Below are 25,177 nucleotides of genomic sequence, written 5' to 3' on the forward strand. Positions count from 1 at the left end.
CTCAAAACTAAAAACCCGCATAAAACCGCCCAAAACAACCAACTGACTAACAGTAACTTAAACTTTGTAACGAATTTGTAACTCAAAATTACACAAAGAGGTTTACTGATTATTTGATATTTGTTGCGGATACCGATAGTATCCAAAAACTTTAATAACTGTTCTATTCTACCTTGTAGTGATAGGAAAATGATACTCGGAGAAATATCTTAAATAATCAACCTTTTTAAATTAATTTTTTAAACATGAAAAGACAAATCTTTACATTGGGTTTGCTGTTAACAGTTGGGCTAATTAATGCTCAAACAGCAAATAGCAACAATGTATTTTATGTGAAGCAAGGGGCTTCTACAGCAAATAGCGCAGGTAATTCTTGGGAGAATGCCCATGGTGACCTTGGTGCAGTGCTTGCAAAAGCTAAGCAAAATGGTACTGTCGCTAAAATATATGTTGCAAAAGGGACGTATAGCCCTACAAGAGACAAGACTTACAATGTTCAAAATGCAAACAATAGAGATTTAAGCTTTAGAATCCCTCATGACGTGTCTGTATATGGTGGCTTTAATCCTGAGAAGGGTATTGTAACAGAATCTCAGAGAAATTTTTCAAAAGACAATGAAACTATTTTATCGGGTGCATACAATAATGCTGCATATTATTACAATGTTGTTGTTGTGCAAGAAACAGATTTTGGAACCTTAGATGGAGTTAGCATTGTCAATGGTAAGGCTGATGGTACCAATTCTGCTAACGGGTTGTTCAGAGGCTTTGGTGGAGCTGTACATGTTAAAGATGCTACTTTGAACATACTCAACTCACGTTTTTATAATAATTATGCCGTTGACCGTGGTGGTGCTATATATGCGGAGAGATCAAATGCTAAAATCACATTGATTAACACCGAGATCTACAACAATAAGGCTAATGGTGACGGTAGTGCGGTTTATCTTAGTGAACAAGCAAAAGCATATATTGTAAACTCTACGATTGTTAAAAATGCTTCAGAAAATACTAGTAACGGAGGTGCATTACATGTAAGACGAAGTGGTAAGTTTTATGTTTACAATACTATCCTTTGGAATAATACCAAAGGAGGCGGAGGTCTTTCTGGGATGTCTGGAGGATCGGCTTCAGATTTTGTGATGAGAAATTCTATTGTTAATAACAACACTGCGAACTATTACGGTGAGCAATATAGAAATTTGGTATATCATGAATATCCTCAGTTTACTGATTATGCGAATAATGATTTTAGTCTAAAAAGTACAAGTTATGCAATCGATAAAGGTAAAGTTTCTTATCTCGATGAAAACGGAGGAGGCAATACTCGAGACCTTAATGGTAATCCTAGAAAAAATGGAACTCGTCTAGATATTGGTGCATATCAAAATCAAAAACCATTTACATTTGGTAGCATAGTCTATGTTAACCCCAACGCAACTGGAGGGAATGGCTCTGGCAACAGTTGGGAAAATGCATTGCCTAATCTTGCTGATTTATTACAATTAGTAAATTTTAGAACAGAGAAATCAGCTACATTAATACCGGGTAGTACAAATTATCAAGATAATTTCGCTGGGACGACAATATATGTAGCAAAGGGTCAATATCAACCTATATACAACGCATTTGATTTTAATCTAGATGCTGATCCTAAAAAAACGAGCTTCTTACTATCTAAAAATGTTAAAATATACGGAAGTTTTGATCCAGAAAATGGCATTATAACATTAGCTCAGAGAAATATGAACTCTAGTTTATCCGAGCTATATGGACCTAATAGAAAACATGTCGTTATAGCGGCAGGAGCAAAATCTACTGGCGCTGTATTGGATGGCTTCAAAATCAGAGGTGGTAACGCTGATGGTGGCGATAACATGGATGTCAATGGACAGTCTCTAAGTAGTAAATTTGGAGGTGGTCTAATGATCCAAGGCGCTAAAATAAAAACAAATAAATTAATATTCACAGGTAACAAAGCATTAGAACGTGGAAGCGCAATATATGTTGAAAAATCTGATGGTGAACTAGTTATTTCTAATAGCTTATTACATAATAACGAACCATCAAAATTTGATACAACATTAGAGGGTAGTGCAATTTATCTAAACGATAATGCTGTTGCGAAAGTTATAAATACTACGGTAGCGAATAACCTTTCTAACAGTGACAGCGGTGGTGCTCTGCATGTAAAAGCAGGTGGTAAGTTTTATATTTACAATACTATTTCCTGGAACAATATCAACACTTCGCAAAAATTATTGAATCTTACGGGTGGTTCTAGTAATAGTTCCAATTTTGAAGTTTACAATTCTATAATTAATGCCAATAGCAACCCAGATGGTGAAGGAGGAAATGGTCACAATAATGGTGATAATGCTGGAAAAATCAATTTCAGATCTTTCAATCCTTTATTTGTAAATTCCCTAGGAGGTAATTATACTTTACAACAACTAAGTTCAGCAATTAATCAAGGTGATAATAATTATTACACTACTTATGTGGGCAGTATTCCTGACCAAGACATATTTGGTAAGTCAAGAGTCGTAGATGGTACAATTGATATTGGAGCATTCGAGAACGAAGCACCTATTAAACCAGACGTAGCCAATACTTTATATGTTAAAAAAGACGCTACTGGAACAGGAAATGGAAGTAATTGGATCAATGCATTTAATGAACTAGCCGATGCTTTAAAATGGGCTAACCAACAAAGCAGCTTCAAATCCTTTACAGCTGAAAATCCTTTAAAAATTAAAGTTGCATCTGGCACATATGAGCCTTTATATAATCCAGCTAATTTAGAACGTGAGACAGATACAAAAAATCGTTCTTTTGTAATGGTTAAGAATGTTCATGTTTCTGGAAGTTATGATCCAACTACAGGCAAGCAAACTAGCGTTTTAGGAGATAAGAAAACTGTCCTTAATGGAACTAATAGTTATCACCTAGTAATTGCTGCTGGAGAAAATTCTAACAATTCTGTTTTAGAAAGTTTCCAACTTCAGAATTCTACTGCAAATGGAACTAATAGCTACAATGTTAATGGCCATGATATTAATAGAGATAAAGGCGCAGGTGTATATGTGGTAGCAGAAAACTCTAGCAAACCTGTTCATTTATATTTAAAAAATATAGTAGCTAATAATAACAAAGCTAACGAAAGAGGTGGATTTGTATACGCAGACAGAGATGGATCCAATCTTTACATGTTCAATACTTTAGCATATGATAACGTTGTAGCTAATGGTACAGAAGGTGGTAGTGTTGTCTTTTCTAATAATAAGGCGAAAGTAAATATTATTAATTCAACCATCGCAGATAACAAATCTAATAATGCTGGAGGTGGCGCATTACACGTAGCAGACAATGGAACTTTTAATATCCAAAACAGTATTATTTGGAATAATAAAAACAAGTCTAATGTAAACGCCAATATGACTGGTGGTATCGATGCCAATTTTGTAGTTAATCGTAGTATTATGAACAAAGATGGTAACCATGGTAATGATTCTCATGATAATGGAGAAAATAATGGAAAAATCAACTTTTTGATTTACGATCCAGAATTCAAAGATGCCATTAATAGAGATTACTCGTTAGATTCGACAAACGCTAGTCCTGCTTTAGACCAAGGTGACTACGAAATTTATAAAAGTTTAGCAAAACCTTTCACTGGAGAGGATTACGATATAGCAGCTAACCCAAGACTTTTTGGTAAACTAGATTTAGGAGCTATCGAAAATCAATCAGAAAATGTAATAAAACCAAGTGCAGACAATACACTTTATGTAAAGAAAGGAGCAACTGGTAATGGATCAGACTGGAACAATCCTGTAGGAGAACTTGCAGATGCTTTAAAATGGATAAACCAAAGAATTGATCCTGTTGGAAAATTAACAATAAAAGTTGCAAAAGGTACTTATACTCCAAAATATAATGCTGTAGATTTTAACAAATATTCTGCAGAAGTTGATAAGACCTTCTTAATGGTAAAAAATGTTCATATCTATGGTGGCTATGATCCTGACAACGGTTCACAGAGAAATACACAAACTGCACAAACCATTTTATCGGGTAATGATAAAAGTTATCACGTTGTGGTATCTGCAGGAGATAAAGATGCTGATGTAAATGTTTTCAGTAAACTTGATGGTGTAACCATTACAGGAGGTAAAGCTAACGGATTAGGTGGTGCTACAATCAATGGTGAAGGCATTAACCAACATTATGGAGCTGGTATCTATGCTGATAATACCCGTCTGAAAATTCATAGTTCTATTTTCAAAAACAATGAAAGTATTACTGGATCTAACGGAAATTATGGTAGAGCAGCTGCTCTGTATGCGGAAGGCAATAGTGATATTGTACTATCTAACTCTTTACTATTTAAAAATAAGATAGACGGAGAAGGAAGTGCAATATATGCAAACGACGGTGATACCTCTGTTAAGATTGTAAATACAACAATTGTAGACAACCTTACTACATCTAGTGGTCCTACAGGCGCTGTACATATCGCCAATGGTGCAGATTATTACATTCAAAACTGTATTGTTTGGAACAATAGAAACAAGAATGGTTTTGCAAACCTTACAGGAGGTGATAGTAATGATTATGGATGGAATGTTAACAATTCTATTATCAACAGAAAAAGTAACCTTGTGGGAGATGGAGATGGTCACAATGACGGCGAAAATGGAGGTAGAATCAACTTCAAAAGCTATGATCCAAAATTTGTAGACGCTGCAAACGAAGATTATTCATTGCAACCAACAAGTTCTGCTATTAATGCTGGTGATAAAAACTATTATCTAGCAGTAGGCTCGGCAACTGACTTGGATGTCTATGGCAATACCAGAATTAAAGAAAATTCTATCGATATTGGCGCTATTGAAAGTATCAAATCTGTAGCAAAAAATCCAATAGCACTTTATGTTGACTCTAATGTATCATCTACTAGTGACAAAACAGGAGACACTTGGGCTAATGCAATGCCAAACCTTGCAGATGCGTTACAATGGGTAAGCAGAATGAATAATACATATACTGCACAAAACCCATTAAAAATCTATGTCGCTAAAGGTACACAAAAACCAATGTATAGTTATAATACTAAAACTTACAGAAATGACCAAGGTAGACCTTCTAGTGATGACGATAATGAAAAAATCGATTCTGATTTCGAAGTTGATATTAATGGTGACAAGAAAAAACATGCATTCTTTATTCCTAACAATGTAATTGTATATGGTAACTACAATCCAGTAACTGGTATTCAGGAAAAAGGAGATGCAATTCCAGGAACAATCCTATCTGGTGCTGTTGATAAAAACCATCATATCATTGTAACATCAAAAAGCAACGGAAAAAATGTAGTAGCTTCGTTAGAGAATGTTATTATAGAAGGAGCTGACGCAGTGGGAGAAGGCAATGTTAATGGTATTGCACATTATTATGGCGGTGGCGTTTATGCAGAAGACGCAACGATTAATCTTAAAAATGTTGTCGTAAGAAACAATAAAAGTGACGAGCGCGGAGCTGGGTTATATGCCGAGAAAAATGCCAAAATCAATGTAGTAAACTCAATTTTACACAATAACGTGAGCAATGGAGATGGTAGCGCAATGTACTCTAATGACTATGCATTAATTAAAGTTGTTAATTCAACAATCGTTAATAATACTAGTAACACAAACGAGAACGGCGGTGCACTACATGTTAAAGCTAAAGGAAAATTCGAAGTCTATAACAGCATCCTATGGAACAATAAGCGCAAGGGAGGTGTTATTACTAACCTTACAGGTGGTAACGAAACCTATTTCACCATTGCTAATACAGTGATGAATCCAGGAAGTACACCACATTTAAGTAACAACATCAACTACTTTACATTCGATCCAGAATTTGAAGATGTTGACAACAATGATTTTAGATTAAAATCTACAAGTGAGGCTATCGACCGAGGTAACAATGATGATTATATCGCTTCAGGAAATGACATCAATATTGACCTTGATGTATTAGGCAATAAGAGATTAGAAAATCTGGTTATTGATCTTGGCGCATACGAGTACTTTAAAGACAGTAGTTTATCAACTGTCGACAACAATACTCACGCCACGGCTAAGGTATATCCAAATCCAACATCTGGTGTTTTCATTATCGATTCTCCACAACAGGAAACGGTTGCCATCTACAACATCACAGGACAGTTTATTAAAACCATCAATGTGAAAGTAGGTAAAAATCAAATTGATATTACGGGATTACCAGCGGGTCTTTATATCATTAAAGCCCAAAAATCAAGTCATAAAATTATTAAGAAATAATATGACAATTCATCAATAATTGAATATTTAGCAGCACGAACTACGTTTTGTGCTGCTATTTTTAAAAAAAATAGTCATTATGAAAATAAATAAAATTTACTTTTTGTTACTTTTCTCCATATTACCTCTTTTGTCATTTCATACAACTGACAAAAAGATTACAACAACGCCACAGGCTAATAACTGGATGAGTTTTTTTGGAGATAACAGACCTTTACATTTTATTTCTATACCTGGCACCCATGATTCTGGCGCACTCCATGATGGCAACACTTTGGGATTTACCACGTATGCGAAAACCCAAGACTACTCCATCGCAGACCAGCTCAATTTTGGTATTCGGTATTTAGATATTAGATGTAATTATAAAGATGGCGAGTTTAAAATATACCATGGCTCTGTGGACCAAAAACAAGATTTTGATGATGTGCTAAAGACATGTCGATCTTTTCTTGCCGCTAATCCATCAGAAACGATCATTATGAGTGTTAAACAAGAAAAATCAAACATTACTAACAATACCTACTCACAGCGCTTCTATCAATATACACAAGCTTATCCTAATTTGTTTTATCTGGGCAATAAGATTCCGAATTTGGGGAAAGTAAGGGGGAAAATTGTTCTGGTAAGACGCTTTATATCAGGAGATAATTTTGGAATCAATACTTATTCTAATTGGCCAGATAATGCAATAGCCGACGTGACCAACGCCGACAAAGTGAATTACTATTTTCAAGATGTCTATAAAGTGCAATCTAATACTACTAAATTTAATCAGATAAAAGAAGTTAACGACCTCAGTAAAAAAGAACAAAGCATGAGCAGAGACAATAGAAAATTCTATTTTAACTTTACCAGTGGACAATTGCAAGGTTCTTCGGGAAACAAAATAAAAAATGTCTCCAACGTTATCAATCCAAAAATACTTGACTATTATGCCGAAAGTGAAAATCAAAACAATTACTTAGGAATGGTCATTGTCGATTTTGCAACAGCCAATTTGGCCAGAACAATTTATATGACAAATTTTAATCAATAGTATTTTTTTTTAAGTATTATCTAACAAAAAAGTTCTGAAATTATTCAGAACTTTTTTTATTGAGAATCATAATGATTTGCTTCATGGTATTAAAATCAAAATCATTGGTCTTTATATTTTTATTAATGGTTTCTCCTTTATCTGGAAAAAGAGCAATAAGTTTCTTTTTATTCTTAGGAAATTCAACAAATTTACCATCTGCTAGTCTAAGATAATATACATCTGGTTCTTCTATGAAACGGTTTGGCATATCTTTATCAAAAGACGAAGCAGCATATTCTCCTTTCTTAAATTTTCTCGAAATCCTTCTATATGCGCTAACATCTTGTCCATTAATATATTCAAACAAGTAGCCTTTAATTTTCTTTCCTTTATACGTGTATTCCGCAAGTATGACCGTATTTTTTAAATCTGGAAAATATATTGGGCTGTACCAATCCTCTTTTCCCATAAGCAGCATTTGTCCGTTTTGTAGAAATTCAAAAGCATCCAAAGATGCATTATACCGCACACTTGTCAACTTTTCATTATTACCGATTTTGGCTTCTCTGAAGCTGTCATTTCCCAAATAAGGATTTCCTTCGGTTTCCAAATTAGCTTTGTACCCATCTTTCAATAATAAACTTCTCGCATCATTACTCATATTCTGAATATGCATAGGCGCACTTTCTTGTGCAAAGGCAAATGCTGAGATTAAAACACTAAAACAAATTGATTTTATTTTCATATTTTTTCTTTAAATATACTAAAAATTCAGTCCAGAAATTACCAATTGTAATTTCGCTTTGGTATCAACCACAGCGGTAATGTAGGTAAGTGTTAAGATAAATTGACTTGGTTTCAGATCCACAACTTGTCCCGCTAATTTCAAACCTGGAAAATACTCTTTATTAAAGCTTTCCTTAATACTTTCTTTAGAAGACGCAATCATATCCTGCATCGGGATACCATATTCTTGTTCAAGCATTTTTCGAATTTTACCCTCGAACAAGACAGTAACTGCTTTTTGAAAAACATTTTTGGTTTTAAGATTAAAATCGGTATCGGATAATACTATTTTTTGATTCGCTTCATCATAAGCTGGTTTTCCTTTGACAGTTGACGTCCCATTGACATAACCCGATGTCCGGATCTCAAGGACTATCTCATCTTTATCCGGAAAAACCGAAATCGCTTCTACTTTAACTTTTCTAGAAGGACTTCCTAGTTCTATTTCTTTATTCAAAAACTGTTGTTCTGCCAAAATTGTGGCCTGGTGAAAACTGATATTCGTTGTTGTCTGCAACACAAAATCATCCGAAATGTCGCTTTTAGAAATATAATTAGGGACTTGTTTTACCAAAGCAGAAGCGGACGGTACTAGCCCAACAAAAGTCTCAGAAACCAAAGCCAGCCCAACATTCGTTTTTATTTTATCGGCAAAAACTTCGATAGGTTTAAGATAAGTTTTTTGTGGTGTTATTTTCAACCACGTATTATATTCTTGCGAAATGTTAATCGGCTTTGCAAATTGATTCCATGCCAAAACCAAGTAAGGTTGTAGCTTAAACGAACTTTTAATTTGTGTATCTATCACAGAAGTGAATTTGTTTTGTTGTTCCTTTAAAGTCGATTCTACAAAACTTGCAATGGGTATCTTTACTTTTCCATAATCCAATACAGGCTTGTCTTTCCACACAAATCCTGCACTTTGCGTCGAGGTTGTTAGCGTCCAATCTGGATTGGTAGAAATGCTGGAAATAAAATTCATCACCAGATTAAAACTCGTGTCTTTGTAAACATACACGCCCATTGTGCCATAACCTTTTTCTGCCCAAATCTGTAAAGGGACAGAAATCATCAACCGATTATTCGTCAAAGCTTTTATTCTAATATTTGATTGCTTGTTAACCTTAACTTTGAACTGATCGTTGTTGTTATCTGTGAAAGATTTGTCTTCATAAATAGTCCCTGTAACCGATTGGTTAACAAGGTGTTCAATTTCTGAAATAGGAATCTCAATGGGAAGGCTGATATTGGAAGGAATTTTTGGGAGATCTATCGCATTTACCTCGCTATTTTGGTTAAAAGCCCATAAAAAACTTAGGCTAAATAACCAACTAAAAAAATACTTCATACTGCATATTTCGACAAATGTAATAGATTTCTGCCAAGTATAAAAATAAAAACGCCTTACAAATTGTAAGGCGTTTTTGGTATCGGTAAAAACTGAATTATTCTTCAGTTTTTTCTTCTGTAGAAGTTTCTGCAGCTGGCGTTTCTTCAACTTTCGTTTCAGCAACTGGAGCTGTTTCCTCTTTTTTAGTAGCAGGTTTTCTACTTCTTCTTGTTGTTTTCTTCTCTTCTGCTTTAGGGTTGTAAAGCTCGTTGAAGTCCACCAACTCGATCATAGCCATATCTGCTGCATCACCAAGTCTGAAACCAGTTTTGATGATTCTTGTATAACCGCCGTTTCTTTCAGCGATTTTTGGTGCTACAGTTCTGAAAAGTTCTGTAACAGCTTCTTTACTTTGTAGGTAAGAGAATACAGTTCTTCTGTTATGAGTTGTATCTTCTTTAGCTTTAGTAAGAAGAGGTTCAACATAGGTTCTTAAAGCTTTTGCTTTAGCAACTGTAGTGTTGATTCTTTTATGTTCAATTAGGGAACAAGCCATGTTAGACAGCATTGCTTTTCTGTGCGGCGCCGTTCTACCTAAGTGATTGATTTTCTTTCCGTGTCTCATTGTAAGGATTATTTATCAGCGTCTAACTTATATTTTGCAACATCAAACCCGAAATTTAGTCCTTTTGCGTGAACCAATTCTTCAAGTTCTGTTAAAGATTTTTTACCAAAATTTCTGAATTTCATCAAATCAGACTTACTGAAAGCTACAAGTTCTCCAAGCGTTTCTACTTCTGCAGCTTTTAGACAGTTAAGGGCTCTTACAGAAAGATCCATATCTGCTAATTTTGACTTAAGTAGTTGTCTTGTATGAAGTGTTTCTTCGTCGTATTGGATAGATGCTTTAACCGCTTCTGTCTCCAAGGTAATTCTCTCATCAGAGAATAACATGAAGTGGTAGATCAAGATCTTAGAAGCTTCTGTTAATGCGTTTTGAGGACTGATAGAACCATCTGTCTCAATATCCAAAACAAGTTTTTCGTAGTCTGTTTTTTGCTCTACACGATAGTTTTCAACACTATATTGCACTTTTTTAATTGGGGTAAAGATAGAGTCAATCGCAATAGTACCGATAGGTGCATTGTTTGACTTGTTTTGTTCCGATGGAACGTAGCCTCTACCTTTTTCAATATTGAAAGTAATCTCAAAGTTTACATCTTTAGTAACATTACAGATAACTAGGTCATGGTTAAGAACTTCAAAATTGTTCATCCCTTTTCCTAAGTCACCAGCAGTAATTACTTCTTGTCCAGAAATTTTCACATTAACTTGCTCGTTAGTTGCATTTTCTGTTGTAGCTTTTAGACGTAGTTGTTTAAGATTAAGTATGATTTCCGTAACATCTTCAATCACACCTGGAATAGTTGAAAATTCGTGCTCTACGCCTTCTATTTTGATAGATGAAATAGCATATCCTTCCAGAGAAGAAAGCAAAACTCTTCTCAATGCATTACCGATTGTTAATCCAAATCCTGGCTCAAGAGGTCTAAACTCGAATTGACCTTTGAACTCTGTAGAATTAAGTAGGATTACTTTATCTGGTTTTATAAATGTTAAAATTGCCATAGTTTGGTTGAGCAAAAATTTGAAAAAAATTATTATTTAGAGTATAATTCGACGATTAACTGTTCCTTGATGTCTTCCGGAATTTGGATTCTTTCAGGAGCAGAAACGAAAGTACCTTCTTTCTTCTCGTCATTGAATTGTAACCACTCGTAATTTGCTTTTGATGCTAATGCATTAGCTACTACTTCTAGTGATTTTGATTTTTCTCTTACAGCAATTACATCACCAGCTTTTAATAAATAAGAAGGAATGTTTACCAACTCACCATTAACAGTGATATGTTTGTGAGAAACTAATTGTCTTGCAGCAGATCTCGTTTTTGCGAAACCTAATCTGTACACAACGTTGTCTAGTCTAGACTCACATAGTTGTAAAAGAACTTCACCTGTTACTCCTTTGCTTCTATCAGCCTTTTCAAAAAGGTTAGCAAATTGTCTTTCTAAAATACCGTAAGTATATTTAGCTTTTTGCTTTTCAGCTAACTGAATTGCATATTCAGACTTTTTAGCACCTCTTCTTTTGTTAGGTCCGTGTTGTCCAGGAGGTTGGTTTTTTCTTTTTTCGAAATTTTTATCGTCTCCGTAAATTGCTTGACCAAATTTTCTAGCAATTTTAGTTTTAGGTCCAATATATCTTGCCATAATGGGGTAATTCTAAAAATTAAACTCTTCTTCTTTTAGGTGGTCTACATCCATTGTGCGGCATTGGCGTAATATCTACAATTTCGCTAACTTCAATACCTGAGTTGTGGATAGTTCTGATAGCAGACTCTCTACCTGCACCTGGACCTTTTACAAATACCTTAACTCTTCTAAGACCAGCTTCGTAAGCTACTTGAGAACAGTTTTCCGCTGCCATTTGTGCTGCGAAAGGCGTATTCTTTTTAGAACCTCTGAATCCCATTTTACCGGCAGATGCCCAAGAGATTACTTCTCCGTTTTTATTTGTTAAAGAAATGATGATGTTATTGAAAGATGCTTGGATATGCGCCTCACCAATAGCTTCAACTTTTACTTTTCTTTTCTTAACAACTTTAGTTTGTTTTGCCATAATAAATTCTACAGATTATTTACTTGCCTTTTTCTTGTTAGCAACAGTTTTTCTCTTTCCTTTACGGGTTCTAGAATTATTTTTAGTCCTTTGGCCTCTTAAAGGTAATCCCAGTCTGTGACGTATTCCTCGTTGGCATCCTATATCCATTAATCGCTTAATGTTCAATTGCACTTCAGAACGTAATTCTCCTTCAACTTTGATGTTGTCTGAGATAAAACCTCTGATGGCAGCCAATTCATCGTCATTCCATTCGTTGACTTTCTTGTCTTCGCTGATTCCAGCGTTCTTCAAAATTTCTGAAGCTGTACTTCTTCCTATACCGTAGATATAAGTAAGACCGATAACGCCTCTTTTGTTCTTTGGTAAATCAATACCTGCAATTCTCGCCATAATTTAATAGTGGTTGTTAACCTTGTCTTTGTTTAAATTTAGGGTTCTTCTTGTTGATTACGAACAATACGCCTTTTCTACGTACAATTTTGCAATCAGCACTTCTTTTTTTAATAGATGCTCTAACTTTCATTTGAGAGTAATTTTCTTAATTTTATTCTATTATTACATTTAGACAACTAGTATCTAAAAGTGATCCTTCCTTTTGACAAGTCGTATGGAGACATCTCCAGTCTAACCTTATCTCCGGGAAGCAATTTGATGTAATGCATTCTCATCTTACCAGAAATATGGGCAATAAGTACATGCCCATTTTCAAGTTCTACACGGAACATTGCATTGGACAACGCCTCAACAATTACTCCGTCTTGTTCTATATGCTTTTGTTTTGCCATACAATTCTTATACGTCGTTAGATGATCTTGATAATTTAGATTGCATCAACCCGTCATAATGATGGTTCAGCAGATATGTATTAATTTGTTGTACGGTATCTAAGATAACCCCAACCATAATCAATAAGGATGTCCCGCCGAAAAACAGGGCAAATCTATCTGTCTGAACAAACGCTCCGTGCACTATTGCCGGAAGGACTGCAAAGATAGATAAAAAAATCGCACCTGGCAAGGTTATTTTTGACAAAATATCATCCAAGTAATCTGCGGTTTCTTTCCCTGGTCTTACCTTAGGAATTAGACCTCCATTACGTTTTAGATCATCAGCCATCTGATTAACTGGAATTGTAATCGCAGTATAAAAGAATGAGAATATGATAATCAATAATGCGAACAATACGTTGTATTGCCAGCTGAAAACATTTTTGAAGCCTGCCAAAAATGTATTAGACTCATCTACTTTCGTTAACAATCCTGGTACGAACATCAATGCTTGTGCAAAGATAATTGGCATAACTCCCGAAGCATTCACCTTCAATGGAATCCATTGTCTGGCACCTTGCATCAGATTTCTGTTAACACCACCTCTTGCCTGCGCACGACTCACATACTGAATCGGAATCTTTCTTACTGCAACTGATAAAATAATAGCTAATAATACTACTAATAACCAGAACAATATTTCTACTAGAATCATGATAGTTCCAAAACCACCTTTACCCGTCTGCGTTGTAAACTCTTGGATAAATGCTGTTGGAAGATCCGCTAAGATACCTACCATGATAAGGATAGAGATACCGTTACCAATACCTTTATCAGTAATCTTTTCACCCAACCACATTGCAAATACAGATCCTGCTACTAGAATAACAATACTCGGTAGCCAGAACATGATAGAATTTGGGTCAATGTAATATGCGGACTGGAATTGTCCGTAAGGTAAAAAGAACTGCGTCACCGATGTTAAATATGAAGGTGCTTGCACCAAACATACTGCTATCGTTAACCATCTCGTGATTTGGTTTAGTGTATTTCTACCACTTTCACCGTCTTTCTGTAATTTTTGCAAATAAGGAATTGCCATACCCATCAACTGCACAATAATCGATGCGGAGATGTAAGGCATAATCCCTAATGCCATGATAGAAGCTCTTGAGAAAGCTCCACCTGTAAATGACGAAAGTAAACCCAAAAGGCCGGCCCCTTGTTGGTTCCCGCCTTGGTTTTGGTAATGTTGTAGAAGGTTCCCTACTTCCGCCATGTTAATAGCAGGAAGAGAGATATAAGATGCGAATCTATACACTAGGACTAAGGATAGCGTTAATATAATTTTATCGCGCAATTCCTTAAGGTTCCAAATGTTTTTAAGTGTTTGTATAAATTCTTTCATTAGATCTTAATTAAAGAGTGATTGCTTTACCTCCAGCTTTAGTGATAGCTTCTTCTGCAGATTTTGTAAACTTGTTAGCAGAGATAGAAACATTTGCTTTAAGCTCTCCTCTGCCTAAAATTTTGATTAAATCATTTTTAGAAGCTAATCCGTTAGCAACCAATACATCTTTAGTAATCTCACCAGAGATCGATTGTGTATCGATAAGAGTTTGGATACTATCTAGGTTGATAGCTCTATATTCTTTTCTGTTAACGTTTTTAAAACCAAATTTTGGCAATCTTCTTTGTAAAGGCATTTGACCACCTTCAAATCCGATCTTCTCAGAATAACCAGCTCTAGATTTTTGACCTTTGTGACCTTTAGTAGATGTACCACCTTTTCCACTTCCTTGTCCTCTACCAATTCTTTTAGAATTGTGAGTAGCTCCTGATGCTGGTTGTATGTTATTTAAATTCATTACGATTATGATTTTTAAAATTATAATGTAATGATCTTTAGAAAAGACCATTACATTATGTATACATTTATTATTTCTCTTCTTGAACTTCTAGTAAGTGGCTAACTGCAGCAACCATACCTAAGATAGCAGGTGTTGCTTCGTGTTCAACTACTTGGTGAAGTTTTCTTAATCCTAAAGCTTCTAGCGTTCTTTTTTGGGTTTTAGTTCTACCAATAGCGCTTCTTACTTGTTTTACTTTAATCTTTGCCATTGTTTTTATATTAACCGTTAAACACTTTACTTAGGGAAACACCACGCATTCTAGCGATTTCTTCTGGTCTTCTGATATCCAATAATGCTTTGAAAGTTGCCTTTACAACATTATGTGGGTTAGAAGAACCTTTAGACTTAGATAATACGTCTTGTACACCAGCAGATTCTAGTACTGCACGTACTGCACCACCAGCGATAAGTCCTGTACCGTGAGAAGCTGGTCTCAAGAAGATATCAGCACCACCATATCTAGCAGTAGTCTGGTGAGGAATCGTTTTGTTAATAACAGGTACTTTTACTAAGTTTTTCTTAGCGTCCTCAACAGCTTTAGAGATTGCAGAAGCAACTTCTTTAGATTTACCTAAACCGTAACCAATAACGCCATCTTCGTTACCAACAACCACGATAGCAGAAAATCCGAAAGCTCTACCACCTTTAGTTACTTTAGTTACTCTGTTAACAGCAACCAGACGATCTTTTAATTCTAATCCTCCAGGTTTTACTCTTTCTATATTGTCTAACATATTATTTCTGAATTTAAAAATTAGAATTTAAGACCTGCTTCTCTAGCGCCATCAGCCAAAGCTTTAATTCTACCGTGGAATACGAAACCGTTTCTATCGAAAACGATAGTCTCAATACCTGCCGCGATAGCTTTCTCAGCGATTTTCTTACCAACTGCAGCAGCAGCTTCCGTCTTAGTACCATTAGCAACACCTTTCTCACGAGAAGAAGCGAATACTAAAGTTTTACCCTCTTTATCATCTACAATTTGAGCGTAGATTTCTTTATTACTCTTATAAACAGATAATCTTGGTTTCTCAGCAGATCCTGAAATCTTACCTCTAACTCTTCTTTTGATTCTGTTTCTCTTTTCAACTTTTGTTAATGCCATTTTCTTAAATTTTAAAATTAAGCAGATTTACCGGCTTTTCTTCTGATGATTTCACCTACGAATTTCACACCTTTTCCTTTATAAGGTTCAGGTTTTCTGAAAGATCTGATCTTTGCAGCCACCATCCCAAGAAGTTGCTTATCGTGAGAAGATAGAGTAATAATAGGGTTCTTACCTTTTTCTGTCAATGTATCTACAGTAACTTCTTTTGGAAGTTCTACAACGATACCGTGAGAGAAACCTAGAGCCAACTCTAATTTTTGACCAGAGTGTGATGCTCTATAACCAACCCCTACAAGTTCTAATTGCTTAGTAAATCCTGTAGAAGCACCAACAATCATATTGTTGATAAGCGCTCTGTATAGACCATGAAGCGCTTTGTGTTGCTTAGAATCTGATGGACGAGATACTGTGATTTGTCCATCTTTTTCTTCAATCGAAATTCCTTCTGTTAACTCTTGAGAAAGTTCTCCTTTCGGTCCTTTAACTGTAACGATACCATTTGTATTGGAAATCGTAATACCAGCGGGAATTTCTATAATTGCTTTACCAATTCTTGACATTATTTCCTAGTATTAAAAATTAATAAACGTAGCAAATTACTTCGCCTCCTACTTTTTCTTCTCTTGCTTTCTTGTCTGTCATCAAACCTTTTGAAGTAGAGATGATAGCGATACCTAAGCCGTTAAGAACTCTTGGAAGTTCTGCAGTACCTTTGTACTGACGTAGACCAGGTCTAGAAGCTCTTTGGATAGATTTGATAGCGGGCTTGCTAGTTTGTTTGTCGTACTTTAAAGCGATTTTGATAGCTCCTTGAACACTGTTGTCTTCAAACTTGTAGTTTAAGATATAACCTTGGTCAAAAAGAATTTTCGTAATCTCTTTTTTGATTTTCGATGCAGGAATTTCCACCACTTTGTGGCCTGCGCTTTGTGCGTTCCTTACTCTAGTTAGGAAATCTGAAATTGGATCTGTTACCATTTCTTTATTATTATTTGGTTAAGGATAGCTAGTTTTGACCTCTGATGTCAGATTTCGGACATCGGATTACAAATTTGACTTTGTAATCTGATGCCGTCTATCTTATATCTAAGAGTGCCAACTTGACTATCTAGATTAATTTTGTGTTGACTACCAACTTGCTTTTTTAACTCCAGGGATTAAACCTGCATTGGCCATTTCTCTGAAAGTTACTCTCGAGATCCCGAAAGTTCTCATGTAACCTCTTGGACGACCTGTAAGTTTGCAACGGTTGTGTAATCTTACTGGTGAAGCATTTTTTGGAAGTTTTTGTAGCGCTTCATAATCTCCAGCTTCTTTAAGAGCTTGTCTTTTTGCTGCGTACTTAGCTACTGTAGCTTCTCTCTTGCGCTCACGCGCTTTCATTGATTCTTTAGCCATTTCCTTAGTTCTTTTTGAACGGTAAACCGAAGTGAGTTAATAATGCTTTAGCTTCTTTATCTGTCTTTGCAGTTGTCACGAATGTAATGTCCATCCCTTGGATTTTCTTTACTTTATCGATAACGATTTCTGGGAAGATAATTTGTTCGGTAATACCTAAGTTATAGTTACCTCTACCATCGAAACCTTCTGCTTTGATCCCAGAAAAATCTCTAATACGCGGAAGCGCAGAAGAAGTTAATCTGTCTAAGAACTCATACATTTGGTTTGCTCTTAGTGTTACCATAGCACCAATCGGCATACCTTTTCTAAGTTTGAAATAAGCTTCGTCTTTTTTAGACACAGTACCCACTGCTTTTTGTCCAGTGATAGTTGTTAATTCTTCTACAGCATAGTCAACAATTTTTTTGTCTTGTGTAGCTGCACCAAGTCCTTGGCTCACAACTATCTTCACTAATTTAGGCACTTGCATTACTGATTTGTACCCAAATTCTTCCATCATTGCAGGAACAATTTTGTCTTTATATGCTTGTTTGGGTCTTGCGATATATTCCATTGTAATCTAATTATAAAGTTTCACCAGATTGTTTTGCAAATCTTACTTTCTTGTCACCGTCTACTTTGTAACCAACTTTAGTAGCTTTTCCTGTTTTAGGATCAACTAACATCACGTTAGAAATGTGGATAGATGCTTCTTTTTCAACAATCCCACCTTGAGGGTTTTGTGCAGATGGCTTAACGTGTTTTTTCACGATGTTAAGACCTGCTATTATAACTCTGGCGTCTTTACCTTCTTTCTTTATCACTTCAATAACTTCACCAGTTTTACCTTTGATTTCTTTTCTTCCAGTAGTGATGATGACGTTATCTCCTCTTTTGATTTTTAACTTTGTCATTTTCTTAAAATTTTAAAAATTAAAGTACTTCAGGAGCTAATGAAATGACTTTCATATATTCTTTATCTCTAAGCTCACGAGCAACTGGTCCGAAAACACGTGTTCCTCTCATTTCTCCAGATGCGTTAAGTAATACACAAGCATTATCTTCGAACTTGATGTAAGATCCATCTTTTCTACGAACTGCTTTTTTTGTTCTTACTACGACTGCTTTAGAAACTTGTCCTTTTTTTGCATTCCCTGACGGAGTAGAATCTTTGATAGTCACTACGATTTTGTCTCCTACAGATGCATATCTTCTTCTGGTACCTCCCAGAACTCTGATAACCAATACTTCTTTAGCACCAGTATTATCAGCTACTTTTAATCTTGATTCTGTTTGTAACATTACTTAGCTCTTTCTATGATTCTTACTAATCTCCATCTTTTGCTCTTGCTCAAAGGTCTTGTTTCAGAAATTAAAACAGTGTCCCCTTCGTTGCACTCGTTGTTCTCGTCGTGTGCGGTATATTTTTTCGTTTTCAAAACGAATTTACCGTACATCGGGTGCTTCATTTTCATGGTCTCACTAACAACAATGGTTTTTTCCATTTTGTTGCTGGAAACAACTCCGATTCTTTCTTTTCTTAAATTTCTTTCCATTGTAAAATGAAATATTATTGTTTGTTAGTTAACTCAGTATTAAGTCTAGCGATTGTTTTTCTTAAATCTCTGATCTGAATTGGATTTTCAATCGGACTGATTTTATGTGCTAAAGTTAATTTGTTAAGGTTAGCTTTAGCTTCAGCTAGTTGATTATTCAAATCCTCAACGCTTAAGTTTTTGATGTCAGCTTTTTTCATTGTCATTCAGATATTAAAGAGGTTTAACAAAATCGTTAGCAACTACAAATTTGGTAACTACTGGTAGTTTTTGAGCTGCTAATCTCAAGGCTTCTTTTGCTACGTCGTAAGGTACACCACCTACTTCGAACATAATTTTACCAGGTTTAACTACAGCTACCCAATATTCCACAGCACCCTTACCTTTACCCATACGTACTTCCGCTGGTTTTTTAGTAATTGGCTTATCTGGGAAAATTTTGATCCATAGTTGACCTTCTCTTTTCATATATCTTGTTGCAGCGATACGTGCAGCTTCGATTTGTCTTGCAGTGATCCAAGCGCCTTCTGTAGCTTTGATCCCGAACGTTCCGTATGCAAGTTGACTACCTCTTTGGGCAATCCCCTTCATTTTCATTTTATGAACTTTACGGAATTTGGTTCTTCTTGGTTGTAACATAATTTAAATTTTAGATTTTGGATTTTAGATGTTGGATTTTAAAAAAGTAACGGTAATTTAAAATTTAATGGTCTAAAATTTTGAATTATTTTTTATCTCTTGAAGGTCTTCTGTTATCTCGGTCACCTCTAGATGGTCCTCCTTTTTTAGGTTGTCCCACTAGTGGAGAAAGATCTCTCTTACCATATACTTCGCCTTTCATGATCCACACTTTTACACCTAGTTTACCATATTGTGTAAGTGCTTCTCCGATGTGATAGTCAATATCTGCACGGAAAGTTGACAATGGGATTCTTCCGTCTTTGAAAGATTCTGATCTTGCCATTTCTGCACCGTTCAATCTACCAGAGATTTGAACTTTGATACCTTCTGCTCCCATTCTCATTGTAGAAGCGATTGCCATTTTCACAGCTCTTCTATAAGAGATACGGTTTTCGATCTGCTTAGCGATGCTGTCTGCTACTAGTACTGCGTCTAGTTCTGGTCTTTTGATTTCGAAGATGTTGATTTGGATATCTTTTCCTGTCAACTTCTTCAATTCTTCTTTTAGTTTGTCAACTTCTTGACCTCCTTTACCGATGATAAGACCTGGTCTTGCTGTTGTAATAGTTACAGTAACTAATTTAAGCGTTCTTTCAATAAAGATTCTTGAAATTCCACCTTTAGATAATCTTGCTTCAAGGTATCTTCTGATTTTGTAGTCTTCAGCGATTCTGTCACCGTAGTTTTTTCCACCAAACCAGTTTGAATCCCATCCTCTGATGATACCTAATCTGTTACCAATTGGATTTGTCTTCTGTCCCATACCTTGAATTAGTTTTCTTTATTACCTAAGATTAATGTAACGTGGTTAGATCTTTTTCTGATTCTGTAACCTCTACCTTGCGGTGCCGGTCTTAGTCTCTTTAATTGTCTTGCACTATCCACAAATATTTCTTTCACGATAAGGTTAGCTTCTTCGATATCAGCACCTTCGTTTTTCGCTTGCCAGTTGGCCATAGCTGAAAGAAGTAACTTTTCTAATTTGTTAGAAGCTTCTTTCTTTGAGAATTTAAGGATATAAAGAGCTTTGTCAACATTCTCTCCTCTGATGATATCAGCAACTAATCTCATTTTTCTTGGAGAAGAAGGACAGTCGTTCAAACTAGCTTTTACCACATCTTGGTTAGCTGCTTTTCTTGCTAATGCGCTATCTTGCTTTCTTTTTCCCATGATTATCTGCTACCTTTATTTTTGTTACCACCGTGACCTCTAAAAGATCTTGTCGGAGAAAATTCACCTAACTTGTGTCCTACCATGTTTTCAGTAACGTAAACTGGAACAAAAGTTTTCCCGTTGTGTACTGCGATGGTTTGACCTACCATGTCTGGAGAAATCATAGATGCTCTAGACCATGTTTTAATTACAGTCTTTTTGTTAGACTCGATGTTTGCTTGTACTTTCTTCTCTAATGTATGATGAATGAAAGGTCCTTTCTTAAGTGATCTTGCCATAATTATTTTCTTTTAGATACGATGTAACGGTTAGACACTTTGTTTTTCTTTCTAGTTTTGTAACCTTTAGCTGGCATACCGTTTCTAGATCTTGGGTGACCTCCTGAAGAACGTCCTTCACCACCACCCATTGGGTGATCAACAGGGTTCATAACAACCGCTCTTGTTCTTGGTCTTCTACCTAACCATCTGCTTCTACCAGCTTTACCAGATACAGTAAGTTGGTGATCTGAGTTAGATACAGATCCAATCATTGCGAAACATTCAGTAAGGATCATTCTAGATTCTCCTGAAGGCAATTTGATGATTGCATACTTACCATCTCTTGATGTTAACTGAGCTGAAGATCCAGCAGAACGAGCTAATGTAGCACCTTGACCTGGTTTCAATTCGATACAAGAAATAACTGTACCTAATGGAATGTTTTTCAATTTCATTGCGTTACCGATGTTCGGTTCTACGCTTTCTCCTGAAATGATTTTTTGATCAACTTTAATTCCGTTTGGAGCGATAATATATCTTTTCTCTCCGTCTGCGTATTCAACTAATGCGATGAAAGCAGTTCTGTTCGGATCATACTCTACAGTTTTTACCGTAGCTTCAACATCGAATTTGTTTCTTTTGAAGTCGATAATTCTGTATTTCTTTTTGTGTCCACCGCCGGTGTAACGCATGGTCATTTTACCAGTTTGGTTACGTCCACCTGACTTTTTAATACCAACTGTTAGAGATTTCTCTGGTTTGTTGGTAGTAATTTCCTCAAAATTGTTAACAACTCTGAATCTCTGTCCCGGGGTGATAGGTTTTAATTTTCTAACAGACATTACTATTATTTATGATTAATAAATTAATTTACTGCAAAAATATCGATTACTTCTCCAGCTGCTAAAGTGATAACAGCTTTCTTCAATTTGTTGGTTTTACCAACTTGTAATCCTTTTTTTGTATATTTTGAAGAGACTTTAGGCGCATAAATCATGGTTCTAACGTCTGCCACTTTAACACCGTAAGCTGCTTCTACCGCTGCTTTGATTTGGATTTTATTCGCTCTAGTATCAACTAGGAAAGAATAAGCACCTCTCAAATCTGTAAGATAGTTCGCTTTTTCTGAGATAATTGGTTTAATTATAACTGACATGATTTCTTATTTCTTTAAGTTTTCTTGAAATTTTTCTACTGCACCTTCTAAGAACACAATCTCTCCTGCGTTAACTAAGTCATAAGAGCTGATCTCGTTATAAGTCATCACTTTTGTCTTAGGTAAGTTTCTTGAAGATAGATACACATTCTTATTAGCTTCTGCTAAAATGTAAAGAGATTTTTTTCCTTCAAAACCTAATGCATTGTTCAAGTTGATAAACTCTTTAGTTTTAGGCGTTTCGAAGTTGAAAGCTTCTAATACTTTAATAGAGTTATCTCTCATTTTTTGAGACAATACAGATTTTTTAGCCAATCTCTTAAGCGCTTTGTTCAATTTAAAACGGTAATCTCTTGGTTTTGGACCAAAAACTCTACCCCCACCTTTGAAAGTTGGCGATTTGATATCACCATATCTCGCAGATCCTGAACCTTTTTGCTTTTTAAGTTTTCTTGTAGAAGCCGTAATTTCGCTTCTTTCTTTTGATTTATGAGTACCTTGACGCTGAGCAGCAAGATATTGTTTCACTTCTAAGTAAACCGCATGCTGATTTGGCTCGATACCGAAGATTGCTTCGTCTAGAGTTACTTTTCTTCCGGTTTCCTTTCCTGATGTATTTAATACTACTAGTTCCATTTTCTGATAATTACATAAGAATTTTTAGCTCCCGGAACAGCACCTTTTACTACTAAAAGATTTTGCTCTTCATCTACTTTTAACACTTGAAGGTTCTGTACAGTCACCTGCTTGCCTCCCATTCTTCCAGCCATTCTCATCCCCTTGAATACTCTTGAAGGATCTGATCCCGCACCGATAGAACCTGGAGCTCTAAGTCTGTTGTGCTGACCATGAGTCGCCTGCATTACACCTCCAAAGTTGTGTCTTTTAACAACCCCTTGGAAACCTTTACCTTTTGAAGTCCCTGTTACATCAACATACTCACCTTCAGTAAATAAGTTAACTTTAACTTCTTCTCCTACTTTTGCATCAGCGAATCCATTATGGAATTCAACCAATTTCGCTTTAGGAGCTGAACCAGCCTTTTTAAAATGACCAGCTAACGCTTTTCCAACGTTCTTCTCACTCTTGTCATCGAAACCTAACTGCACAGCCTCGTAGCCGTCGTTCTCAATGGTTCTGACCTGTAAAATCGAGCATGGACCAGCTTGAATAACTGTACAAGGAATGTTTTTTCCTTCTTCGTTAAACAAAGATGTCATACCGACTTTTTTACCAATAATACCTGACATTGTTTAATATTATATTCTTAATTCTTGTATTAACACTCAGCATTTTACGGGTTTTTGTAATGTTCTATGTCTGAAATAGGCATACTCCTTCCCTAAAATGAGTGTGCAAATGTATGAATATTTTAATAAACTCCAAAAAAAATTTAAGAAATTATTTGATTTTTTGATAGTTAGCCTATTTTGAACAAACTTTACAGTCAAAGGCTTGCGATTAAGTATTTTTAAGTTTTGCTGAATGATTTTTCACAGCTGCATCTATCGAATGTGATTTATGAATATCGGATTCTTTCTTTGCTAATTCTGCTAATTTCACAAAATAAGTATGCAGCTGATCCAGATCCTTCTCCGTGAGATCTTCTATATCCACCATACGATTGCTAGCCTCTTTGCTAGCTGCTATCAATTCATTAAGTTTAATTTGTAAAGCTTTAGAATCTTTGTTCTGTGCTTTTTGGATAAGAAACACCATAAGAAAAGTAACAATTGTCGTTCCCGTATTAATTACCAATTGCCAAGTATCAGAATAATGGAAGAAAGGGCCAGAAGCCACCCAAATTAAAACAATAAGTAAAGCGCCCAAAAAAGCATTGGAACTTCCAGTGAAAAAAGTCGCCCAATTCGCAAAACGTTCAAAAAAACTTTTAGATCTCATAATTTCATCGATATAATTAGCAAAACGTCGTCCAGCAAAGCAAGACTTTATTATCTTCGTAAGTTAAACAAAACTACAAAATGTTTTGACCAATTTTCATAATTAAATCCTTAACATTTTGAAAGTTGAGTCAAGAAACAAATAAAAAAATGAAACATATATATTGGTTTTTCTTACTAATCATTTTTAGTTCTTGTCAAAAAGAAGTGCAGCACGACTACGGATTTTACTATTGGCGAAGCAATTTTGATCTGAGTAAAGACGAAACAAGACTTCTTAACCAATCGAAAGTTCCGGTCTTATATACGCGTTTTTTTGACGTGCAGAAAAAAGGCAATGCTTACGAAGCAGTAGGCGTTCTTCAGAAAAAGCATGAAAATTCGGTTTCAAAGAAAATTGTCCCCGTCATTTTTATAACGAACGAAACTTGGTACAAAATTTCAAAAAAAGACATTACATTCCTTGCTCAGAAAACTACAGATCATATTAATAATCTTGCGAAAAAATTTGATTTTAAATTGGAAAACGAAATCCAAATTGACAGCGACTGGACAAAAAGCACAAAAGACGATTATTTTTTATTTTTGAACGAATTAAAACGGATTTCAAAAAAAGACATAACATCAACGCTACGACTTCATCAAGTGCGGGACAAAAAAACAATGGGTATTCCGCCAGTTAAGAAAATGTATTTGATGTGTTACTCAACCTCTTCGCCTTTGGAAAACTCGGATAAGAACTCCATTTTAGATTTAACATTATTGAAAGCCTATCTCCGCGACCTTGAAAATTATCCTGTAAAACTAGACATCGCTTTACCAATTTATTCTTGGGGAATCGTCACCAACCATCTTGGAAAACACAAATTGATAAATGCCATAAAAACTTCAGATTTAGAAAATAAAAATTTTGAGAAAATAAATGATAACATGTACAAAGTTGTAAAAGATGATTTCTATTTTGGCATGTATCTCAACAAAGGCTTCGAGATAAAAGTTGAAGAAGTCCCAGAGTCTGATATTTTAGAAAGCATTAACTTTATCGATACAAAACTGAACTATCCCTATCATATTATATATTACCATCTGGACAATCAGTTTACACAACATTATAAAAACCTAATAAAATAA

Annotated in this window: 34 protein-coding genes; 3 read left to right on the forward strand and 31 right to left on the reverse strand. The window is 35.4% G+C overall.

Translation table 11 applies throughout. The annotated features are described in order from the left end of the window. Positions 1–245 precede the first annotated feature (245 nt). The gene (locus tag G6R40_RS07810; RefSeq protein WP_165133788.1) at positions 246–6,332 is read left to right on the forward strand and encodes a T9SS type A sorting domain-containing protein; all 6,087 of its coding nucleotides are present in this window, start codon (positions 246–248) and stop codon (positions 6,330–6,332) included. Between the two features lie 79 nt (positions 6,333–6,411). After that, positions 6,412–7,371, forward strand: a complete 960-nt coding sequence (locus tag G6R40_RS07815; RefSeq protein ID WP_165133791.1) for a phosphatidylinositol-specific phospholipase C — start codon at positions 6,412–6,414, stop codon at positions 7,369–7,371. Positions 7,372–7,411: 40 nt separating this feature from the next. On the opposite strand, the gene G6R40_RS07820 is transcribed toward G6R40_RS07815, so the two are convergent. From G6R40_RS07820 to G6R40_RS07970, 31 genes are all read right to left on the reverse strand, one after another. After that, positions 7,412–8,098: a hypothetical protein gene (locus tag G6R40_RS07820; RefSeq protein ID WP_165133794.1), complete on the reverse strand. Its 687-nt coding sequence runs from the start codon at positions 8,096–8,098 to the stop codon at positions 7,412–7,414. Positions 8,099–8,116: 18 nt separating this feature from the next. Next, on the reverse strand, positions 8,117–9,487 hold the full coding sequence (locus G6R40_RS07825; RefSeq protein WP_165133797.1) for a DUF4403 family protein: 1,371 nt from the start codon (positions 9,485–9,487) through the stop codon (positions 8,117–8,119). A gap of 97 nt (positions 9,488–9,584) precedes the next feature. Continuing rightward, positions 9,585–10,094, reverse strand: a complete 510-nt coding sequence (rplQ, locus tag G6R40_RS07830) for a 50S ribosomal protein L17 (RefSeq protein WP_165133800.1) — start codon at positions 10,092–10,094, stop codon at positions 9,585–9,587. An 8-nt stretch (positions 10,095–10,102) separates the two neighbouring features. Next, entirely contained in the window at positions 10,103–11,098 is a 996-nt protein-coding gene (locus tag G6R40_RS07835; RefSeq protein ID WP_165133803.1) for a DNA-directed RNA polymerase subunit alpha, read from the reverse strand. 32 nt (positions 11,099–11,130) lie between these two features. Beyond that, positions 11,131–11,739 carry a 30S ribosomal protein S4 gene (gene rpsD / locus G6R40_RS07840; RefSeq protein WP_165133806.1) on the reverse strand — a complete coding sequence of 203 codons (609 nt, stop codon included), beginning with the start codon at positions 11,737–11,739 and terminating at the stop codon, positions 11,131–11,133. Positions 11,740–11,758: 19 nt separating this feature from the next. Next, on the reverse strand, positions 11,759–12,148 hold the full coding sequence (rpsK, locus tag G6R40_RS07845; protein ID WP_009087288.1) for a 30S ribosomal protein S11: 390 nt from the start codon (positions 12,146–12,148) through the stop codon (positions 11,759–11,761). Positions 12,149–12,163: 15 nt separating this feature from the next. Further along, complete coding sequence (gene rpsM / locus G6R40_RS07850) at positions 12,164–12,541, reverse strand: 30S ribosomal protein S13 (protein WP_165133809.1); 378 nt, start codon at positions 12,539–12,541, stop codon at positions 12,164–12,166. A 16-nt stretch (positions 12,542–12,557) separates the two neighbouring features. Next, the gene (gene rpmJ, locus G6R40_RS07855) at positions 12,558–12,674 is read right to left on the reverse strand and encodes a 50S ribosomal protein L36 (RefSeq protein ID WP_007839480.1); all 117 of its coding nucleotides are present in this window, start codon (positions 12,672–12,674) and stop codon (positions 12,558–12,560) included. A 46-nt stretch (positions 12,675–12,720) separates the two neighbouring features. Beyond that, positions 12,721–12,936, reverse strand: coding sequence for a translation initiation factor IF-1 (infA, locus tag G6R40_RS07860; RefSeq protein ID WP_165133812.1), 216 nt, complete (start codon positions 12,934–12,936; stop codon positions 12,721–12,723). Between the two features lie 7 nt (positions 12,937–12,943). After that, the gene (gene secY / locus G6R40_RS07865) at positions 12,944–14,326 is read right to left on the reverse strand and encodes a preprotein translocase subunit SecY (protein ID WP_165133815.1); all 1,383 of its coding nucleotides are present in this window, start codon (positions 14,324–14,326) and stop codon (positions 12,944–12,946) included. Between the two features lie 10 nt (positions 14,327–14,336). After that, a complete protein-coding gene (gene rplO, locus G6R40_RS07870) occupies positions 14,337–14,786 on the reverse strand; it encodes a 50S ribosomal protein L15 (protein WP_165133818.1) in 450 nt (149 codons plus the stop codon). A 70-nt stretch (positions 14,787–14,856) separates the two neighbouring features. Beyond that, positions 14,857–15,039: a 50S ribosomal protein L30 gene (gene rpmD / locus G6R40_RS07875; protein ID WP_165133821.1), complete on the reverse strand. Its 183-nt coding sequence runs from the start codon at positions 15,037–15,039 to the stop codon at positions 14,857–14,859. Between the two features lie 10 nt (positions 15,040–15,049). After that, positions 15,050–15,565 carry a 30S ribosomal protein S5 gene (gene rpsE / locus G6R40_RS07880; protein WP_165133824.1) on the reverse strand — a complete coding sequence of 172 codons (516 nt, stop codon included), beginning with the start codon at positions 15,563–15,565 and terminating at the stop codon, positions 15,050–15,052. A gap of 20 nt (positions 15,566–15,585) precedes the next feature. After that, on the reverse strand, positions 15,586–15,936 hold the full coding sequence (gene rplR, locus G6R40_RS07885; RefSeq protein ID WP_165133827.1) for a 50S ribosomal protein L18: 351 nt from the start codon (positions 15,934–15,936) through the stop codon (positions 15,586–15,588). A 17-nt stretch (positions 15,937–15,953) separates the two neighbouring features. Beyond that, positions 15,954–16,499, reverse strand: coding sequence for a 50S ribosomal protein L6 (gene rplF, locus G6R40_RS07890; RefSeq protein ID WP_165133830.1), 546 nt, complete (start codon positions 16,497–16,499; stop codon positions 15,954–15,956). A gap of 19 nt (positions 16,500–16,518) precedes the next feature. After that, complete coding sequence (gene rpsH, locus G6R40_RS07895; RefSeq protein WP_079667189.1) at positions 16,519–16,917, reverse strand: 30S ribosomal protein S8; 399 nt, start codon at positions 16,915–16,917, stop codon at positions 16,519–16,521. Between the two features lie 150 nt (positions 16,918–17,067). Next, a complete protein-coding gene (gene rpsN, locus G6R40_RS07900; protein ID WP_165133833.1) occupies positions 17,068–17,337 on the reverse strand; it encodes a 30S ribosomal protein S14 in 270 nt (89 codons plus the stop codon). A gap of 4 nt (positions 17,338–17,341) precedes the next feature. Next, positions 17,342–17,893: a 50S ribosomal protein L5 gene (rplE, locus tag G6R40_RS07905; protein ID WP_165133836.1), complete on the reverse strand. Its 552-nt coding sequence runs from the start codon at positions 17,891–17,893 to the stop codon at positions 17,342–17,344. Positions 17,894–17,903: 10 nt separating this feature from the next. Then, on the reverse strand, positions 17,904–18,233 hold the full coding sequence (rplX, locus tag G6R40_RS07910) for a 50S ribosomal protein L24 (RefSeq protein WP_165133839.1): 330 nt from the start codon (positions 18,231–18,233) through the stop codon (positions 17,904–17,906). Between the two features lie 19 nt (positions 18,234–18,252). Beyond that, positions 18,253–18,621 carry a 50S ribosomal protein L14 gene (rplN, locus tag G6R40_RS07915; protein WP_165133842.1) on the reverse strand — a complete coding sequence of 123 codons (369 nt, stop codon included), beginning with the start codon at positions 18,619–18,621 and terminating at the stop codon, positions 18,253–18,255. Continuing rightward, positions 18,621–18,875, reverse strand: a complete 255-nt coding sequence (gene rpsQ, locus G6R40_RS07920; RefSeq protein ID WP_165133845.1) for a 30S ribosomal protein S17 — start codon at positions 18,873–18,875, stop codon at positions 18,621–18,623. The genes rplN and rpsQ overlap by 1 nt, the downstream gene beginning before the upstream one ends. 14 nt (positions 18,876–18,889) lie before the next feature. After that, positions 18,890–19,075, reverse strand: coding sequence for a 50S ribosomal protein L29 (gene rpmC, locus G6R40_RS07925; RefSeq protein ID WP_165133848.1), 186 nt, complete (start codon positions 19,073–19,075; stop codon positions 18,890–18,892). 13 nt (positions 19,076–19,088) lie between these two features. Next, positions 19,089–19,514, reverse strand: coding sequence for a 50S ribosomal protein L16 (gene rplP, locus G6R40_RS07930; RefSeq protein ID WP_165133851.1), 426 nt, complete (start codon positions 19,512–19,514; stop codon positions 19,089–19,091). 85 nt (positions 19,515–19,599) lie between these two features. Then, entirely contained in the window at positions 19,600–20,319 is a 720-nt protein-coding gene (gene rpsC, locus G6R40_RS07935; RefSeq protein WP_165133854.1) for a 30S ribosomal protein S3, read from the reverse strand. 8 nt (positions 20,320–20,327) lie between these two features. Then, positions 20,328–20,726, reverse strand: a complete 399-nt coding sequence (gene rplV / locus G6R40_RS07940) for a 50S ribosomal protein L22 (RefSeq protein ID WP_165133857.1) — start codon at positions 20,724–20,726, stop codon at positions 20,328–20,330. 2 nt (positions 20,727–20,728) lie between these two features. Beyond that, positions 20,729–21,007, reverse strand: coding sequence for a 30S ribosomal protein S19 (gene rpsS / locus G6R40_RS07945; protein ID WP_079667180.1), 279 nt, complete (start codon positions 21,005–21,007; stop codon positions 20,729–20,731). A 2-nt stretch (positions 21,008–21,009) separates the two neighbouring features. Next, entirely contained in the window at positions 21,010–21,831 is an 822-nt protein-coding gene (rplB, locus tag G6R40_RS07950; RefSeq protein WP_165133860.1) for a 50S ribosomal protein L2, read from the reverse strand. 23 nt (positions 21,832–21,854) lie between these two features. Continuing rightward, on the reverse strand, positions 21,855–22,145 hold the full coding sequence (rplW, locus tag G6R40_RS07955) for a 50S ribosomal protein L23 (RefSeq protein ID WP_165133863.1): 291 nt from the start codon (positions 22,143–22,145) through the stop codon (positions 21,855–21,857). 6 nt (positions 22,146–22,151) lie between these two features. After that, the gene (rplD, locus tag G6R40_RS07960) at positions 22,152–22,781 is read right to left on the reverse strand and encodes a 50S ribosomal protein L4 (RefSeq protein ID WP_165133866.1); all 630 of its coding nucleotides are present in this window, start codon (positions 22,779–22,781) and stop codon (positions 22,152–22,154) included. Next, entirely contained in the window at positions 22,772–23,395 is a 624-nt protein-coding gene (gene rplC / locus G6R40_RS07965) for a 50S ribosomal protein L3 (RefSeq protein WP_165133869.1), read from the reverse strand. Before rplC ends, rplD begins: the two co-directional genes overlap by 10 nt. 211 nt (positions 23,396–23,606) lie before the next feature. After that, the gene (locus tag G6R40_RS07970; protein ID WP_165133872.1) at positions 23,607–24,047 is read right to left on the reverse strand and encodes a low affinity iron permease family protein; all 441 of its coding nucleotides are present in this window, start codon (positions 24,045–24,047) and stop codon (positions 23,607–23,609) included. Between the two features lie 149 nt (positions 24,048–24,196). On the opposite strand from G6R40_RS07970, the gene G6R40_RS07975 reads away from it, so the two are divergent. After that, positions 24,197–25,177 carry a hypothetical protein gene (locus G6R40_RS07975; RefSeq protein WP_165133875.1) on the forward strand — a complete coding sequence of 327 codons (981 nt, stop codon included), beginning with the start codon at positions 24,197–24,199 and terminating at the stop codon, positions 25,175–25,177.

Source organism: Chryseobacterium sp. POL2, assembly GCF_011058315.1.
GTDB lineage: Bacteria > Bacteroidota > Bacteroidia > Flavobacteriales > Weeksellaceae > Soonwooa.